Raw genomic sequence first — 17014 nt, 5'->3', positions numbered from 1 at the left:
CAGGAATGGTGTTGCTTATGGATTTTGACTTGCGTGTAAAGATACATTATGACGATTTGACCGATTCTGAAAAAGAAATGGTAAGATTCATAACCAATCGGCCCCAAGATGTCATTAGCATGAATATCGTCGAATTAGGCGAGGCATTGCTTAGTTCAAAAAGTTCGGTGCTGCGCTTGGCAAAAAAGCTGGGATATCATGGATTTTCAGAATTGAAGTATGCTCTCAGGTCGGACATGACCCTATCCTCACTTGAGCCCAGTGATTTGACTCTATTATTAAAACGGGATTTAGACCGGATTTTTCGATATGTAGAGCAAACGAATTTCCAGCCTTTCCTGGTGAAGTTGAAAAATGCACGCATGGTCTTTTTATACGCCACCGGTTTCTCACAGAATAATTTCACAAAAGAATTTTCCAAGGATTTAATGATTGCGAATCGACAAAATATATTGATTTCAGGCGAGACAAACTTGGCGATTAATAGTTCTATTATTACGGAAGACGATTTGGTTATATTTACTTCATTTAGCGGCGAAACAGAAATGATAAAAGATGTCGTTCGGGCGTTAAAAATAAAAAACGTAACGATTGCAGCCATTACGAAATTCGGAAGTAATTTTTTGACCGAGCATGCCGACTATTCATTCTTTTTTGAAGCAACTCCATTGCCAAGTTATCAAAAGCAAGTCGTTCATTCGTTGATTGGGTTAGAAGTGATACTGGATGTCATTGCGCGAAAATATCGTGAGTTTATTCTCTTTGATGAATAATAAGAGCGAAAGATCCTGTATCGTAATGTCATCAAAAATTTTCATTAATCTATTGTGCCCCGAGAGGGGCATGGGTGGCTACCTGGCAGGATTCATTCAGCAGCAGAGAAAATTGGGTAAAAAGACGAAGCTGGAGTTGACCGAGGAAGAACAGGAGGAACTCGCCTACGCACTCGGACTATATGGAGAACAGGGCCTTGACGATCAATCGTCAAGGCCCTGTTTTTTGTCTATGCCAAACTTTCTCTTGCTGCCATTCATGGAATTCAGCCAAGCACAGTGGAGCTCGCGATCAACCGCGAAGCTCCTGAACATCCAGCATCGGTGGTCGACCGTACATACGGGCATATTCTCGGCTGAACTGGGACGGGCTCTCGTAGCCTACGCGGAAGGCCGCATCGGAAGCTTGTACGGTCTCCGTCAACATTAAGCGCCGGGCTTCTTGCAAACGCACCATTTTCTGGTATTGCAACGGGCTCATCGCCGTGACGCGCTTGAAATGTTTATGAAACGCCGACGTGCTCATGTTTACGGACTTTGCAAGCTGCTCGATCACGAGCGGACGGTCGTATTGCCGGTTAATCAACTGGATCGCTTGAGCGATGTTGTGCGCATGGCTGCCAATGATCGCGAATTGATGGATGCGCGCGCCTTGTTCGCCTTGAAGCACTCGATACAGAATTTCGCGGATGACGAGCGGCGCCAGAATCGGAACGTCCTCAGGCTCGTTTAGCAACTGCATGAGCCGCACGATGGCTTCGAGTAATGCGGGAGACGTTCGGTTCACGGTTATGCCGCGACAGGCTTCCACGGGAACGATAACGGGACGATTCGTCTCTTTCACGATGTCCAGGATGACGTCGGGGTCAAAGCTCAGTTTCAAACTTAAATACGGGATCTCGGGCGAAGCCTCGATGATTTTGCCGATGATCGGCAATTCAACGGAAGTGGCCAGGTAAGTCGAAGGATCGTATCGGTAGGTTTCGTCGGCCAGTGTAGCCGTTTTCGCCCCTTGCGCCACGACGCAAATGGATGGCTTATATACAGATTCCAGCGGTTCTGACAACTGTGTGGTATGCATTAACGCCAAAGAAGGCACGGACGTCTGATGCGTGCCGTTCGACGGAGCATGGCGACGTATCAAGAGCGCCAATTGTTGCAAGGCTTGCTCCATTCGCAGTGATTCGTCCATGTTTGCGAGTTCCTTTCCAGAAAGGGTATGGTTTACTTTTATAATAACGAGACAGAAGAGAAATAGGCAAGGATTGAACAGGTATGTTCTAACGGGTTAATACAAACATTCAATATAATAAGTTTACAAGGTCGGGCACGGCGGAAAACCAATCGGCCAAAATCAAAATAAAGGAGAGAATGGAAATGAGTTTGAATGGAAAAGTCGCGATCATCACTGGGGCGTCGCGGGGTATCGGACGGCAAGTAGCCATCCAATTAGCGCAATCCGGCGCGAAAGTGGTTGTCAATTATTCTTCGAATCAGGAGAAAGCGGACGAGGTCGTAAAGACGATTGAACAATTCGGTGGTGAAGCGGCGGCAATCCGCGCCGATGTGAGCAAGGTGAATGAAGTCGAAGCGTTATTCTCGGAGACTATTGAGCGATTTGGACGCTTGGACATTCTGATCAATAATGCCGGCGTCATGGAATGTAAGGCTATCGCGGATGTGACGGAGGAGATGTTTGACCGGAATTTCGCGATCAACGTGAAAGGGACTTATTTCGCTTGTCAACAAGCAATGAAGCATATGGCAAAAGGCGGGACGATCGTCAACTTCTCGACCTCCGTGTCGGGCGCGATGCTCCCAACGTACAGCGTCTACGCTGTAACGAAAGGTGCGGTCGAGCAGTTGACCCGTCAGTTGGCAAAGGAATTCGGTCCGAAAGACATCGTCATCAATTGCATAGCGCCCGGGCAAGTGTCAACCGAGTTATTCTTGAACGGCAAATCAGAGGAGTTAATTGATTCGTACCGCCGAATGAATGCGTTTGGACGGCTTGGCGAACCGGAGGACATCGCGAATGCGATCGAGTTGCTCGTCAGCGACAAAGCCCGTTGGATAACAGGTCAGACGATTCGCGTAAACGGCGGGTTCAATTGAGTTTTGTAGAAAGTACTGAGGCGGTCTACCGGCCTCTAATTCGGAACTGTTATTAGCATAGTTTCCCATATAGACGAAAGAAACAACAAAATTTATCCATCTATTTCAAAAAGATGGGGCGATCCCTAAGTCATCTACGACGACTTTGGGGACAGCCCCATCTTTATGAATTACAACGTAGACACGTCAATAACGAATCGATAACGCACATCGCTGCGGAGGACACGCTGATACGCTTCGTCTACCTGGTCCGCGCGAATCACCTCGATTTTGGGGGCAATGCCGTGCTCCGCGGAGAAATCGAGCATCTCTTGCGTTTCCCGGATTCCGCCAACGAGTGAGCCTGCGATACTGCGGCGGCCCATGATCAAGGAAAATACCTGGTACTTATCCGGCTCGGCCGGCGCACCGACATTGACAAGCGTTCCATCGATGCGAAGCAGCGATAAATACGCATCAACGTCAAGATTTGCAGACACGGTATTTAAGATGAGGTCGAATTGACTGGCCAATGTTTTGAATGTGGCGGGATCGCTCGTTGCAAAGTAATGATCGGCGCCAAAGCTCAGGGCTTCCTCTTTTTTACCGATAGACCGGCTCAGGACGGTGACTTCAGCACCCATGGCATGCGCATATTGGATCGCAAGGTGGCCAAGACCCCCCACTCCCACAATGGCAACTTTCTTGCCCGAACCGGCGTTCCAGTGCTTCAAAGGAGAGTATGTCGTGATGCCTGCACACAGCAGCGGGCTTGCCACATTCAGCTCCAGACTGTCCGGAATCCGGACAACGAATCGTTCTGTTACCACTATTTTTTGGCTGTATCCGCCGTATGTCGGATTGCCGTCATAGTCCAGGGAGTTGTAGGTGGCGACAAAGCCTTTCGTACAATATTGCTCCTCACCTTTAAGGCAGTATTCGCATTCTCCGCAGGAGTCAACAAAGCAGCCGACGCCAACGCGATCGCCAACCGCGAATTTGCTAACTTCTGTTCCTACTGCTGCCACAATTCCGGCGATTTCGTGACCAGGAACCATTGGGAAAATTCCGCCGCCCCATTCATCGAATGCACTGTGGATGTCGGAGTGGCAAATCCCGGAGAACTTAATATCGATTAAGACGTCGTCCGGCCGCAATTCTCTCCGTTCAATAGTGGTCTTTTCAAATGTCGCTTTTGCACTTGGGACACTTAGAACATGAGTCTTACACATGTTTTTTCACTACTCCTTTGCTCCTAAAGATAAATAACATCGATACTTTAATATACATATGTTTATTATTATAAACGAATTCATACTGCTTGCAATTGTCAAATCAACTGCATTTGTTCATTAATGAACAGATTATAAATTTCTTTCTAATAATGTCCCCAGTTGTTTAGCCAAGACCTGATGCGGGACAGGCTTTTCGTTCATAAACCACCATTCCACTACCCCCACGAAAGCAGATGCAGCAAACCTAACGAGAAGTTCTTCATTTAATCCCTCGTTCTTTCCTTTGATTACATCGGCCTCATTCTTTAATTCTTCGATCAGTAAATCAAGAAACCGACCACGAAAATAAGGAGCGCCTTTACTCGCTAACATCATGGAAAAGAATGAATAATGACGTTCAAAGTATTCGGTCCAGATAAGAGTCGATTCGGTAAATTCCAATTCAGATGCCGCTCTGCACTTCTCCCTTAGAACGTTTATATGTTCTTCCATGAGATTATCCAGCAAATCATATTTATCCATGTAATGAAGATAGATGGTCCCGCGGCTCACATTCGCCCTGTCGGAAATATCTTGTATCGTAATGTCATCAAAATTTTTCTCAGACATCAATTCAATAACAGCTTTTTTCAACGCTTCTTGCGTTTTGAGTATTCTTCGATCCACTTTAGACATGAAAGGCCGCCCTACTTTCTAAAAAAAATAATTAACACCTATAAAGTATTTGTTCATTACTTGACAAATCGCTCCCATCTGACAATTGCATACATTCTGGAGCTGTTTATAATTATAGACGTGAGTTCATTAATACATCAAGAATTATTATTGATTTAATGTTTATTATATGAGGGAAGGATGGTAGGAAAATGTCTAATGAAAAAGAACTTACAGGCGCACAAAGAGCGATCGGAGATTTCGCGCCGAAGCTCGTAGAGCTTACCGACGATGTTCTGTTTGGCGATGTATGGGAACGCAAGGAGCTGGCTCCGCGTGACCGCAGCTTGATTACCGTAGCCAGCCTGATCGCCGGCGGGAATACGGAACAACTGGGATTTCATTTGAACAAAGCCAAAGAGAATGGTCTGTCGGAAGAAGAGCTTAAAGAAGTCATTATCCATCTTGCTTTTTACGCGGGATGGCCGAAGGCCATGTCTGCCATTATGGTAGCAAAAGAAGTGTTTTTGAAAGGGAAATAAGGGACACCACCACCATACAGGAGGAAAAAATATGTCTGACAAAAAAGTTTGGTTTATCACTGGTGCAGGACGCGGCATGGGCGTGGACATCGCCAAGGCCGCCCTTGCGGCCGGACACCAGGTCGTCGCCACCGGCCGCAGTACCGACGCGGTGGCCGAGGCCGTTGGCGAGGATGAGAACCTGCTGGTTGTGAAGCTGGACGTAACCAACCCAACCGACGCCGAAGCCGCCGTCAAGACGGCGGTTGACCGGTTCGGAACGATCGATGTACTCGTTAACAACGCCGCCAACTGTTATCTCGGTTACTTCGAGGAATTGAGCCCGAAGCAGATCGAGCGTCAGCTCGCCACCAACCTTATCGGCCCAATGAACGTTACCTGGGCAGTCCTGCCCGTGATGCGCAAGGCCCGCTCCGGCCATATTATCTCCATCTCCTCGACCGCCGGCCTCGTCGGCTATGAGTTCTGTGCCGCCTACGCCACCTCGAAGTTCGGTCTTGAGGGTTGGATGGAGTCGCTGCACTACGACATCGCACCGTTCGGGATCAAAACGACCATTGTCGAACCTGGATTCTTCCGAACCGAGCTGCTTAAGCCGGAGTCTTCGACCTACGCGGAACTGTCCATCGAGGATTATGCCGAGCGGAATGCTCAAACCCGGTCTTGGTGGGAGGAGCAGAACGGCAAGCAGGGCGGCGATCCCGCCAAGCTCGCCAAGGGGCTGATTACCATCGCGAGCCAGGAGGAGCCGCCGCTGCGCTGGATCGCTGGTGCCGATGCGATCGCCGAAGCCGAGCGAAAGGTCGCCGAGCTCCAGCAGCAGATCAACGCCTACCGTGATCTGTCGGCTTCCCTTGCGTACAAGGAAGCTTAACCGCGCGGGCTGATATCTATGCCGGACCGGCGCGTCATCGAGTTAGCCATCAGTGAGAAGATTATTCGTCCCACGCAGCAAGCATGGGATTTAAGGAGGGTTCAAATTGAAATATCGCACAGTAGGGAAGACGGGGATTCAGGTCTCGAATTTATGCTTCGGTACGATGTCTTTTGGCGGCAATGCGGATGAAGAAACGTCCAAAGCTATGTTCAAGCGCAGCCGTGAAGCGGGTATTAACTTTTTTGACACAGCGAATGTTTATAGTGGGGGACGGTCTGAAGAGATACTGGGAGAGTGTATTGCGGATTGCCGGGATGAGATTGTACTGAGCACCAAAGTGTTCTATCCCATGGGGAAAGATGTTAATGCCGGGGGACTCTCCCGCCGCCACATTATGCTCGAAGTTGAAAATAGTCTGCGTCGCTTGAAGACAGACCGCATCGATTTTTACTTTGTGCATATGTTCGATGAAAAGACTCCGATGGAAGAAACGCTCCGTGCGCTTGACGACCTTCAGGCGCAGGGCAAAATTCTCTATCCGGCAGTAAGCAACTGGTCCGCTTGGCAAATGGCCAAGGCATTGGGGATTTCTGCAAAAGAGCAGCTTGCCCGTTTTGAATTGATCCAGCCGATGTATAACCTGGTTAAGCGCCAAGCCGAGGTGGAAATTTTGCCGCTCGCTGCTTCCGAACAACTTGGAGTGATTTCCTACAGTCCTCTTGGAGCCGGACTCCTTACAGGTAAATATGGAGTGAACAAACGACCGGAGCAGGGGCGGTTGGTTGAAGAAAAAAGATATACGGACCGCTACGCGGATGAAATGAATTATGCCGTAGCCGACCGATTTACTGCACATGCTTCGGAGCGCGGCGTGAAGCCCTCGACGCTAGCCGTCGCCTGGGCGATGTCGCATCCTGTGATAACGGCTCCGATTATCGGGGCAAGAAACCTGGAACAGCTTGAGGATTCGCTCGCCGCGGCCGATGTGGACATGACTCCGGAATGGCGCGATGAAATCTCTTCGCTTTCGGTTACTCCTACGCCCGCAACGGACCGCGGAGAAACGCTGCTGCCGATGTGGACATAACTCCACAGTGACGAATAAAACATGAACAACACCTGGAAAATTTACTTGTTGGCCTTCATTACCTTCATGACCGCAACATCGGAGTTCATCATTGCAGGCATTTTGGATAAAGTAGCGGCCTCCGCCCATATTTCGGTATCGTCGGCAGGACAGCTAATCACGGTATTCGCGATTGCCAATGCAATCGGCACACCTGTTGTAATGATAGCGATGGCGAAAATGGATCGGCGCAAGCTATTAATGCTTTCTCTGGGCGTCATTATGCTCGGCAGCGTTTTGACTGTCGTCCTTCCCGGCTTTGGGTTTCTCATCTTCTCTCGCGTTCTGCTTGCTATAGGAAGTGGAGTTTTTGCCACCATCGCCAAGACGCTCGCGTCAAGGCTGGCTTCACCTGAACGCCGGGCCGGGGCGATTGCCACCGTTATAACGGGAGCCAGTGCAGCCCTCATTGCCGGCGTCCCCATTGGCCGTGTTGTGGCCGCAGCTTACGATTGGAGGGTAATCTTCTGGGGGATCGGTATTCTCAGCCTGCTGGCCATCTTCACTGTGTCGCGAATGATTCCGGCCACAAATGGCGAGGAAGCCGTCCCTCTGGGCAAGCAGCTCGCTCTTTTGAAGAATCCGAAAATCGTAATCGGCCTTGGTGTAATATTCTTCTGGCATTTAGGATATGCCGTGCTTTTTTCATATATCGCCCCCTTCCTGTTAACCGTTCCACGGATGAGCGAACGGGAAGTGAGCGTTGCTCTCTTTGCCTTCGGAATCGCTACGTTAGTAGGTTCCAAGTTTGGCGGATTCCTGACGGATCGGATCGGTATCCCCCGAACACTTGTGGGCGGCATGGTTGTCCATGTCATCGCTCTTGTGTTACTGTCCACGATCGCCGGATCAACCTTCGTCGCCATTCCGCTCTTGATGCTGTGGGCTTTCTCGGCCTGGTCATCCGGCCCGGGTATGCAGTATAACCTGGTCTTGCTTGCTCCGGAAGCCTCAGGAATCATGCTCAGCCTGTACGGTTCTATCTTACAGCTAAGCATAGCCGCGGCCGCCGGAATCGGGGGGATTGCCGTGAGAAACGCATCGATGCTGGCGGTCAGTTGGACCGGGGCTGCATCCGTCGCGGTTGCTGTCTGTATTGCGGCTGCCTCATTTAGCTTTGCCCGTTCGTCCCACAATAGTATAGAGGCGAAGTGACGGACAAATCTTCCCGTTTGCTACTGTCGATTACTGCCCCAAATGAATCATTTCATTTGGGGCAGTTTTTTGTCTTTCGGATTGTCCAACAAATGGGTTAACCGGAGTATCGCATCCAGTATAGAACTCTCTATCTTGCTGACAAACAATGCCCGCTTGGCATTTTCTTTCGCAGCGATTTGAATGTCATTTGTCTTAAATGATTGCCTAATTCTCTGATGCCCGGGCAGTCCCCTTTTTATATTCAGATGGAGTGCAGTCCTTCATTTTTTTAAATGTTTTAGAGAATAGAAGAACATCGTTATAACCCACCGAACGGGCGATATCTCCAATTTTTAGAGAAGAATCTCTTAACAACTGACATGCTTTTTCCATTCTTATATTCAGCAGAAACTCTTGCGGAGACTTATTCAGATAGTGCTTGAACAAGCGGTGCAGGTAGGAGCGGTCAATCGATATATATTTTGCAACTTCATGGATGGTAATGTTGTGAGAATAATTTTGTTCAATAAAAAGCATGGCTTCTTCGATATATTTTTGTTGTCTCTCTGCAATATTGACTTCACGGTTCGGATACATTTCACACAATAAGTATAAAAACTCATATAACTTTGAATTCAACAGCAGGTCTCTATTTGAATTGTTCTTTGATGCTGCAATGAGGTGTTCAATACAACTGGCTAATCTCTTGTCATCATAAGGAGAGAACACCGGATTGTCTGTACTTAAACTCGTCCTGTTCAGATATTCTTTGGCCTTTATCCCTTGAAATCCGACCCAGGTATACTCCCACGGATCATCGGCGTCCGCTTCATAATAAATTAAAATGTTTGGCTCAATTAAGAACGCTTCATTTTTTCCAAGATGATAGATTTTATCGTGAACTTTAAAAATCCCTTTTCCTTTTAAAATATAGTGAATAATGTATCCGCTTCGTATCGCTGGACCATATGAATATTTATTTATACAAGCTTCTCTCCCGCATGTGTACAGATTCAAGTCCAGATTGTTGCGAGAACTGTTGGAAAAGTTCAAAAGCATGGTTTCACCTCAAATTGAAAATGATTTCAAGTTATCACATCGTACCATAATGAGTCTACATAGTTCCATATAAGTATGGAAATAAAACTATTAGAATGAATCCATAAGCATTAAGTCATGCAATATATTTCATTCAATAGTGAAGGTGTATACATTGTATACATGCTTACTTATCTGGGGGGTTGTTGTGACTATTTACATCGATGATGACCAACTGTTATTTCATTTGCAAGGGAACAACACGAGTTATGTCATGCAGGTTATACGAGATGGCTATTTAGCCCACTTATACTGGGGGAAGAGAGTTCACTCCTATCGTGGAAGCAACAAAATTATCTTTATGGAACGGGGGTTTTCACCTAACCCGGATGCGTCAGATCGTACATTCTCGCTAGATACGCTGCCTCAGGAGTATCCTGCATATGGAAATGGTGATTTTAGAATTCCAGCTTATCAAATCCAATTAGACAATGGCTCTATCGTGACAGACCTTCGTTATAAGAAACATCGGATGTATAAAGGTAAACCAAAATTGAAAGGGCTACCATCTACTTATGTAGAGGATGACAACGAAGCGGAAACACTTGAAATCATTATGGAAGACCGAATGCTGGGACTGACTGCTACGTTAGCATATAGTTTGTATGCAGATCGAGATGTCATCACCAGATCTGTTCAGTTTGATAATCAAGGCTCACAAAATTTAAAAATACTGCGAGCGCTAAGTACAAGTGTTGATTTCCGTGATGATGAATTTGAATTAATCACATTGTATGGTGCCCATATTAATGAAAAAAATATTGAAAGACGTAGAATTGTACCGGGAATTCAAATGGTCGATAGTTGCCGGGGAGCCAGCAGTCCTCAACAAGCGCCGTTCTTGGCATTAGTAAGAAAAGGAACAGATGAAGATCAAGGTGAAGTGTATGCGTTTAACCTTGTTTATAGCGGAAATTTTACCGCACAAGTCCAAGTGGACCCATATCGCAATACAAGAGTATCTATAGGGATTAATCCTTTCGATTTCTCATGGTTGTTAGAGCCGGGGGAAACCTTTCAAACGCCTGAGGTTATATTGGTTTACACGGCAAAAGGCTTGGGTGATATGTCCAGAATTTATCACGATTTATATAGTAAAAGGCTATGCCGCGTTCCATTTCGAGATAGGGTACGTCCGATTCTAATTAATAATTGGGAAGCTACTTATTTTGATTTTGACGCAGAGAAAATTGAACAAATTGCCAATGAAGCAAATCAATTAGGAATAGAACTATTTGTACTAGATGATGGATGGTTTGGAAAACGTGATGACAGTAAAAGTTCGTTAGGGGATTGGGTAGTCAATCAGCGTAAACTTCCCAATGGTTTAGCTGATCTTGCGAACCGTGTTCGTAATCTTGGTATGGAGTTTGGCCTATGGTTTGAACCTGAAATGGTTTCTATAGATAGTGAATTATATCGAACTCATCCAGATTGGTGTTTACAAGTACCGGATCGCCCTCATACGTTAGGACGGAACCAGCTCGTTTTGGATTTATCGAGACAGGACGTCTGTGATTACGTTATTAAAGCGTTATCAGATATTTTATCGGATGCTCCCATAACCTATGTAAAGTGGGATATGAATCGTCATATGACGGATATAGGGTCAATGGCGTTATCACCTGAACGACAGCGTGAAACCGCTCACCGCTATATATTAGGATTGTACAAAATTATGGAAGAAATTACAGCGAGATTTCCAAATATATTGTTTGAGAGTTGTTCAAGTGGTGGAGGTCGCTTTGACGCAGGGATGCTTTATTATATGCCGCAAATATGGACAAGCGATAACACAGATGCCATTTGTCGTTTGAAAATTCAATATGGTACAAGTCTTGTTTATCCGCCGATTACAATGGGGGCGCACGTTTCATCTGTCCCGAATCATCAAGTTGGAAGAATGACTCCTCTTGAGACAAGAGGGTATGTCGCCATGTCTGGAAACCTTGGTTATGAGCTGGACTTAACGAAGTTAACAGAGGAAGAAAAAGAAGCAGTTAAAGAACAAATTGCTTTGTATAAAGAGATTCGGCCACTTATTCAATTTGGCAGATTTTATAGAATATTTAACCCCTTTGATGGAAATGAAGCTGCATGGAACTTTGTTTCCGAAGATCAATCAGAAGCAGCAGCTTATTATTTCAAAGTATTATCACAACCGGCAGCTCCACTTCGAACGATAAAATTTAAAGGGTTACATCCAGATTATGTTTATGAAAATGTTGAGTCAGGAGAGTTGTTTGGAGGAGATGAGCTGATGAATGTTGGTATTACGCTGTCAACAATCAAGCAAGACTTTTCAAGTATGTTCTGGAGATTTAAAAAACATAGTGTGTAAATGAAATTCAGTAAATTTATGTTGGAGAGTGGGATGTTTTTTGAGGAATCCTTATAAAATGACATATCATATTGAGCCGGACAGAGGTTTATTAAATGATCCGAATGGACTCATTTGGTTCAAAGATAAGTATTATTTTTTCCACCAATGGAATCGGTTTGATACGAATCATCAATACAAAGAGTGGGGGGTGTTTACTTCAGCCAATATGATTCATTGGAACAACCAAGGTTCTGCTATTCTTCCAGATAGAAAGTTGGATCGAGATGGTGTTTATTCAGGCAGCAGTATAGAACATGATGGAGAAATGTATTTATTCTACACCGGAAACACCAAAAATAACGGGGAGAGAAAAAGCTATCAGTGCATCAGTACATCTAAAAATGGTCAGACTTTTATCAAAGAAGAACGTGCAATTGAAACGCCCCCGGAGTTTACGGAACACCATCGAGATCCAAAAGTTTGGAGAGGTGAGAACAATTGGTGGATGATAGTAGGTGCTCAAACGAAAGAGCAGAAAGGCGCGATAGCTCTCTATTCTTCTTGTGACTTGTTGCATTGGAAATATGAAAATATTTTGTATGATGAGCGATTAGACAACATGTGTGAGTGTCCGGATTTATTTTCAATAGATGATGAAACAGATATATTGGTTTGCTGTCCTCAAGTGAGACCAGAACAAGAAGATGATTTAACGGAAGTTTCTAGTTATGCAGCCTTTATATCTGGAAAATTTGATGAAAAAGCAAAAAAATTTCTACCAAAAAGCTCTTTACAGTTACTTGACTATGGATTTGATTTCTATGCACCTCAATCTTTTTTCGATCCTAAAGGGAGACGAATTATGGTGGGATGGATGTCCCGAATGTCTGAGAATGAGGAGTATCTTTGCCCTACTAAACAATATGGTTACTTGCATTGTTTGACTTTGCCACGTGTTATAACACGGGAGAATGGGGAAATTAAACAAAAACCAATTGAAGAGGTAAAACAACTGAGAAAACGTGAACAGAGATTTACATCTTCCCAAGGTTGTTTTGAATTAGAGAGTGGGCGATTTGAACTAGAGTTGAGTAGAAAAGATTGTACTGCTGATTTTAAATTGTTTTTAAGAAATTGTGCAGTAGAAATTCATTATTGCAGTAAGAAAAACGTATTCTCTGTCACGCGGGAGAATTGGGTAACCGGTAAAAAGGAAACGAAAGTAAAACAGGTCCAAAGCCTGTCCCAAATGAGTATTTACAGCGATAACTCCTCTATAGAGATTTTCGTGAATGATGGAGAATGCGTTTTTTCATTGAGATACTTTACAGAGGAAGAAAATTTAAGTGTGAAATATGTGGGATTGCAGCAAAAAGGTGAATTACTCTATTTTTCATTTTGAAGGAGAGCATAATATGAATGATCAAGAATTGGCCAAAAAGATTATAGAATTAATCGGTGGAAGCGAAAATATCCATTCTGTAGAACATTGTGCTACAAGACTGCGGATTATCACCGTTGAAAAAGAAAAAATTAATGCTGATGAAATTGCGAAACTTGATAAAGTTAAGGGAAGTTTCTTTAATTCTGGTCAATTTCAGATTATTTTGGGAACCGGATTAGTTAATAAAATTTATGCGGAAGTTATGAAGTTATTGGATGGGAACATTCAAAATAAGACTTCTGTTAAAAAAGAAGGAAATCGCTTTCAGCGAGCAGTTCGAATTTTTGGAGACATTTTTGTTCCTATTATACCTGTCTTGGTAGCAACCGGTTTATTTATGGGATTGAGAAGTTTGCTAACCCAGGAAGCCGTCTTAGGATTAGTGGGCTTAACACCTGAAAGTGTTCCTAAAGAACTATTGTTATTTACACAGGTTTTAACGGACACAGCTTTCGCTTTTTTACCTGCACTAATTTGTTGGTCAACGTTTAGAGTATTTGGAGGCAGCCCAGTATTAGGCATTGTAATCGGACTAATGCTTGTTAATCCAGGATTGCCAAATGCATACGAAGTAGGACAGAACTTAGCAGAACCATTAGTATTTTTCGGCTTTATTAAAGTTTTGGGATATCAAGGTTCTGTACTGCCCGCATTTATTATAGGGATTGTGGGTTCTAAAATTGAAAAGTTTTTACGAACGAAAATTCCGAATTCACTTGATCTTATTTTAACTCCATTCTTGACGCTTCTTTCTTCTATTACATTAGCACTATTTATTATTGGACCTATTTTTCATCAAATTGAAATACTTGTGTTACACGGTGTTGAGTTTTTACTTGAGTTGCCATTTGGTCTTGGCGGCTTACTATATGGTAGTTTCAGTCAATTGTTAGGGATCTTTGGGATTCACCACATTATAAGTTTTTTGGAAATCAATATGCTCACACAGACGGGTTGGAATACGTTGAATCCGATTTCACCTGGGAATGTTGCTCAAGCCGGAGCAGCTTTAGCCGTGGCAATCAAAGCAAGTTCCCGACAGTTGAAGCAAATTGCATATCCATCTAGTTTTTCCGCAGCTCTAGGTATAACTGAACCAGCAGTTTTTGGTGTAACACTTCCTTTAGTGAGACCTTTTATTATGTCGATGATCGGTGGAGGAGTTGGTGGATTTTTAGCCTCTATTTTACATTTAAAAGCCACTGGAATGGCGCTAACAGCTATTCCTGGAATATTACTTTACTTGAATAACCAATTGCCCCTTTATATTCTTGTAAACGTTGTCGCTTTCTCTGTGGCTTTTATTTTGACCTACACAATAGGTTACCAAAATTCTATGGAGAAAAAAATACACAAGTAACTAGTAAAACTGGCATTATGTCAAATCATGAACTGATTAACGCGAAAGAAAATTACCAAAATTAAATAAGATTGAATGAAGTTTAAATTAAAAAGAGCAGAAAGGATAACTTTTCTGCTCAGCTTGTCGAGAAACCCGGTCTTTCTCAAAGACCCTGGGTTTCTCTTTTTATTTCGGTACACGAACAGCCAACTCATGCGTCCAGCCGATGGTCATACTTTTCCTTCAGACGCTTGATGTCCGCTCTGGGAGGAGCGCCGAACATACGGGAATATTCCCGGCTGAATTGGGATGCGCTCTCGTAGCCTACCCGGAATGCGACATCGGCGGCGTCCGCCGACTCGGATAGCAGAAGGCGCCGGGCTTCTTGCAAGCGCAGCTGTTTTTGAAATTGAATCGGGCTCATCGCAGTGACCTCTTTGAAGTGCCGGTGAAACGTAGAAATACTCATATTGGCTGTTTCGGCAAGCTCTTCAATGCGCAAAGGCTTATTACAGTTATTAATAATTTGCTCGATAGCGTCCCGGATTCGGTACGTGCTGCTTCCTTCCATGGCGATTTGGGCGAGCGCTGCGCCATACTGCCCTTGCAGAAGCCTGTATAGAATTTCATTGGTGTAGATAGGAGCAAGGAACGGAATGTCTTTCGGATGGTCCAGTAACCGGGTTAGACGGAGTATCGCATCCAGTATAGAACTCTCTATCTTGCCGACAAACAATGCCCGCTTGGCATATTCTTTCGAAGCGATTTGAATGTCGGAGTCATTGATAACCTCCAAAATCTGGTTCTGTGAAAATTCAAGCCTGAAGCTCAAATACGGAATGAGGGGAGAAGCTTTGATGACCTGGCTGATCACCGGCAGATTCATGGATGAAATCAGGTAGTTTGTCGGACCGTATTCGAACCGCTCCTGTGCCAGCAGTACTTCTTTTAAGCCTTGAGCGATGAAGCAAAGGGAAGGGTTGTACACTCTGTGGACCGGCTTGGTCAAATTAGAGTTGCGGAAAAAATATAAAGAGGGAATTGCGGTCTTGTGAACTCCGTCCCGGCCGGTATGATGCTTGATCCGTTTGACGAGTTCATCCCTCTGGTCTCGCATTTCCTCAGACATAGGCTCCTCCTTGTTGGTGTTCTCTTGCTCAATTATAAAGCATCTGCGCCGGTGACGTTAATGGGAGTGAGAGGATTAGGCAAGAATTTAAGACAAATGGGATAGCGGCCCTTTTTCATTTATTGGATAATAAGGGTATGCCCTGCCTTGGCGGAATGAGGCCTATACCAAACAAAGGAGTTGTGCCATTTATGGAATATGTCAAACTTGGCCGTACCGGTCTGGAAGTCTCCCGATTATGTCTTGGCTGCATGAGTTATGGGGTGCCAGAACGCGGAATGGCTCCCTGGTCACTGAATGAAGAGGAGAGCAGACCCTTCATTAAAAGAGCGCTGGAGCTCGGGATTAACTTTTTCGATACGGCAAATGTGTACTCCGACGGAACAAGCGAAGAAATTGTCGGACGCGCCCTGAAGGAATATACCCGCCGGGATGAGGTGGTCATCGCGACGAAGGTATTTTTCCGTATGAGTCCGGGCCCTAACGGTGCGGGACTTTCCCGCAAGGCGATTCTGAGTGAAGTTGATAACAGCCTGAAACGGCTGGGTACGGACTACGTCGATTTGTACCAGATCCACCGGTGGGATAATACGACACCGATTGAAGAGACGATGGAGGCACTCCATGACGTCGTAAAGGCAGGCAAGGCCAGATATATCGGAGCGTCTTCTATGTACGCCTGGCAGTTCCTGAAAGCCCAGCATACTGCTGAGCGCAATGGCTGGACCAAGTTTGTCTCCATGCAGAATTTCTATAATTTACTGTACAGGGAAGAAGAGAGGGAGATGCTGCCGCTTTGCCGGGAAGAGGGAATCGGCGTTATTCCGTGGAGTCCGCTAGCCAGAGGCCGGCTTACCCGGGATTGGGAGGAACAGACGGCCCGTTCGGAGAAAGACGCAGTCGGACAAGCGTTTTATTCGAAAATGGCCGATGCCGACCGCAAGGTTGTGGAGAAAGTGGCCGAGATTGCCGCCAAACGGGGCATTCCGCGCGCGCAGGTTGCCCTTGCATGGGTCCTGCAAAAGGAGCCGGTTACCGCCCCGATCATCGGCGCAACAAAGCCCCATCACCTGGAGGACGCCGTTGCCGCGCTGTCGGTGAAGCTGGATGCTGATGAAATGGCGAGCCTGGAGGAGCCTTATGTACCGCACCCGGTTATGGGGAATCTTAGCTAAACGGCCAGCGAGCCGCCCGGAGCAACTGGACTCGAGCCTGCGCGACGCCGACACGGATAAATTAA

At 45.5% G+C, this 17014-nt stretch carries 16 protein-coding genes; 10 read left to right on the top strand and 6 right to left on the bottom strand.

Annotation, left to right across the window (positions count from 1 at the left end):
• Positions 1-17: 17 nt before the first annotated feature.
• Positions 18-773, top strand: coding sequence for a MurR/RpiR family transcriptional regulator (locus tag EH198_RS19350; RefSeq protein ID WP_124697166.1), 756 nt, complete (start codon positions 18-20; stop codon positions 771-773).
• 292 nt (positions 774-1065) lie between these two features.
• Here the strand turns inward: EH198_RS19350 and EH198_RS19345 are convergent, their stop codons facing one another.
• Positions 1066-1965, bottom strand: a complete 900-nt coding sequence (locus EH198_RS19345) for an AraC family transcriptional regulator (RefSeq protein WP_036598170.1) — start codon at positions 1963-1965, stop codon at positions 1066-1068.
• A gap of 185 nt (positions 1966-2150) precedes the next feature.
• On the opposite strand from EH198_RS19345, the gene EH198_RS19340 reads away from it, so the two are divergent.
• Positions 2151-2888 carry an SDR family oxidoreductase gene (locus EH198_RS19340; RefSeq protein WP_124697165.1) on the top strand — a complete coding sequence of 246 codons (738 nt, stop codon included), beginning with the start codon at positions 2151-2153 and terminating at the stop codon, positions 2886-2888.
• 170 nt (positions 2889-3058) lie between these two features.
• Here the strand turns inward: EH198_RS19340 and EH198_RS19335 are convergent, their stop codons facing one another.
• The gene (locus EH198_RS19335) at positions 3059-4099 is read right to left on the bottom strand and encodes an NAD(P)-dependent alcohol dehydrogenase (RefSeq protein WP_124697164.1); all 1041 of its coding nucleotides are present in this window, start codon (positions 4097-4099) and stop codon (positions 3059-3061) included.
• 132 nt (positions 4100-4231) lie between these two features.
• Complete coding sequence (locus EH198_RS19330; protein ID WP_124697163.1) at positions 4232-4777, bottom strand: TetR/AcrR family transcriptional regulator; 546 nt, start codon at positions 4775-4777, stop codon at positions 4232-4234.
• A 191-nt stretch (positions 4778-4968) separates the two neighbouring features.
• Between EH198_RS19330 and EH198_RS19325 the strand changes: the two genes are divergently transcribed.
• The 4 genes from EH198_RS19325 (at position 4969) to EH198_RS19310 (ending at position 8456) form a co-directional block, all read left to right on the top strand.
• Complete coding sequence (locus tag EH198_RS19325; protein WP_124697162.1) at positions 4969-5298, top strand: carboxymuconolactone decarboxylase family protein; 330 nt, start codon at positions 4969-4971, stop codon at positions 5296-5298.
• A gap of 31 nt (positions 5299-5329) precedes the next feature.
• Entirely contained in the window at positions 5330-6172 is an 843-nt protein-coding gene (locus EH198_RS19320) for an SDR family NAD(P)-dependent oxidoreductase (protein ID WP_124697161.1), read from the top strand.
• Positions 6173-6278: 106 nt separating this feature from the next.
• Positions 6279-7262 carry an aldo/keto reductase gene (locus EH198_RS19315; RefSeq protein ID WP_124697160.1) on the top strand — a complete coding sequence of 328 codons (984 nt, stop codon included), beginning with the start codon at positions 6279-6281 and terminating at the stop codon, positions 7260-7262.
• Positions 7263-7283: 21 nt separating this feature from the next.
• The gene (locus EH198_RS19310; RefSeq protein ID WP_124697159.1) at positions 7284-8456 is read left to right on the top strand and encodes an MFS transporter; all 1173 of its coding nucleotides are present in this window, start codon (positions 7284-7286) and stop codon (positions 8454-8456) included.
• Positions 8457-8503: 47 nt separating this feature from the next.
• On the opposite strand, the gene EH198_RS19305 is transcribed toward EH198_RS19310, so the two are convergent.
• Both EH198_RS19305 and EH198_RS19300 read right to left on the bottom strand, forming a co-directional pair.
• Positions 8504-8635, bottom strand: a complete 132-nt coding sequence (locus tag EH198_RS19305) for an AraC family transcriptional regulator N-terminal domain-containing protein (RefSeq protein ID WP_246014458.1) — start codon at positions 8633-8635, stop codon at positions 8504-8506.
• Between the two features lie 28 nt (positions 8636-8663).
• On the bottom strand, positions 8664-9497 hold the full coding sequence (locus EH198_RS19300) for an AraC family transcriptional regulator (protein WP_124697158.1): 834 nt from the start codon (positions 9495-9497) through the stop codon (positions 8664-8666).
• 187 nt (positions 9498-9684) lie between these two features.
• On the opposite strand from EH198_RS19300, the gene EH198_RS19295 reads away from it, so the two are divergent.
• The 3 genes from EH198_RS19295 to EH198_RS19285 are packed head-to-tail and all read left to right on the top strand — an operon-like array spanning position 9685 to position 14663.
• Positions 9685-11877 carry an alpha-galactosidase gene (locus tag EH198_RS19295; protein ID WP_124697157.1) on the top strand — a complete coding sequence of 731 codons (2193 nt, stop codon included), beginning with the start codon at positions 9685-9687 and terminating at the stop codon, positions 11875-11877.
• 58 nt (positions 11878-11935) lie between these two features.
• Complete coding sequence (locus tag EH198_RS19290) at positions 11936-13261, top strand: glycoside hydrolase family 32 protein (protein ID WP_124697156.1); 1326 nt, start codon at positions 11936-11938, stop codon at positions 13259-13261.
• A gap of 13 nt (positions 13262-13274) precedes the next feature.
• Positions 13275-14663, top strand: coding sequence for a PTS transporter subunit EIIC (locus EH198_RS19285; protein WP_124697155.1), 1389 nt, complete (start codon positions 13275-13277; stop codon positions 14661-14663).
• 193 nt (positions 14664-14856) lie between these two features.
• Here EH198_RS19285 and EH198_RS19280 read toward each other — a convergent pair whose 3' ends face one another.
• Positions 14857-15774: an AraC family transcriptional regulator gene (locus EH198_RS19280; RefSeq protein ID WP_124697154.1), complete on the bottom strand. Its 918-nt coding sequence runs from the start codon at positions 15772-15774 to the stop codon at positions 14857-14859.
• Between the two features lie 191 nt (positions 15775-15965).
• On the opposite strand from EH198_RS19280, the gene EH198_RS19275 reads away from it, so the two are divergent.
• Positions 15966-16949: an aldo/keto reductase gene (locus tag EH198_RS19275; protein WP_124697153.1), complete on the top strand. Its 984-nt coding sequence runs from the start codon at positions 15966-15968 to the stop codon at positions 16947-16949.
• Positions 16950-17014: the final 65 nt, after the last annotated feature.

Origin of the sequence: Paenibacillus rhizophilus, from assembly GCF_003854965.1 — a bacterium.
In the GTDB taxonomy this organism is placed as follows: Bacteria; Bacillota; Bacilli; order Paenibacillales; family Paenibacillaceae; genus Paenibacillus_AQ; species Paenibacillus_AQ rhizophilus.
Note: the sequence above shows the minus strand (reverse complement) of the source record. Positions and strands in the feature narration are given on the sequence as shown.

Coding starts and splice junctions, on each gene's coding strand:
- EH198_RS19350 (WP_124697166.1), top strand. CDS start 18: ATGGATTTTGACTTGCGTGTAAAGATACATTATGACGATTTGACCGAT.
- EH198_RS19345 (WP_036598170.1), bottom strand. CDS start 1,965: ATGGACGAATCACTGCGAATGGAGCAAGCCTTGCAACAATTGGCGCTC.
- EH198_RS19340 (WP_124697165.1), top strand. CDS start 2,151: ATGAGTTTGAATGGAAAAGTCGCGATCATCACTGGGGCGTCGCGGGGT.
- EH198_RS19335 (WP_124697164.1), bottom strand. CDS start 4,099: ATGTGTAAGACTCATGTTCTAAGTGTCCCAAGTGCAAAAGCGACATTT.
- EH198_RS19330 (WP_124697163.1), bottom strand. CDS start 4,777: ATGTCTAAAGTGGATCGAAGAATACTCAAAACGCAAGAAGCGTTGAAA.
- EH198_RS19325 (WP_124697162.1), top strand. CDS start 4,969: ATGTCTAATGAAAAAGAACTTACAGGCGCACAAAGAGCGATCGGAGAT.
- EH198_RS19320 (WP_124697161.1), top strand. CDS start 5,330: ATGTCTGACAAAAAAGTTTGGTTTATCACTGGTGCAGGACGCGGCATG.
- EH198_RS19310 (WP_124697159.1), top strand. CDS start 7,284: ATGAACAACACCTGGAAAATTTACTTGTTGGCCTTCATTACCTTCATG.
- EH198_RS19300 (WP_124697158.1), bottom strand. CDS start 9,497: ATGCTTTTGAACTTTTCCAACAGTTCTCGCAACAATCTGGACTTGAAT.
- EH198_RS19290 (WP_124697156.1), top strand. CDS start 11,936: ATGACATATCATATTGAGCCGGACAGAGGTTTATTAAATGATCCGAAT.
- EH198_RS19285 (WP_124697155.1), top strand. CDS start 13,275: ATGAATGATCAAGAATTGGCCAAAAAGATTATAGAATTAATCGGTGGA.
- EH198_RS19280 (WP_124697154.1), bottom strand. CDS start 15,774: ATGTCTGAGGAAATGCGAGACCAGAGGGATGAACTCGTCAAACGGATC.
- EH198_RS19275 (WP_124697153.1), top strand. CDS start 15,966: ATGGAATATGTCAAACTTGGCCGTACCGGTCTGGAAGTCTCCCGATTA.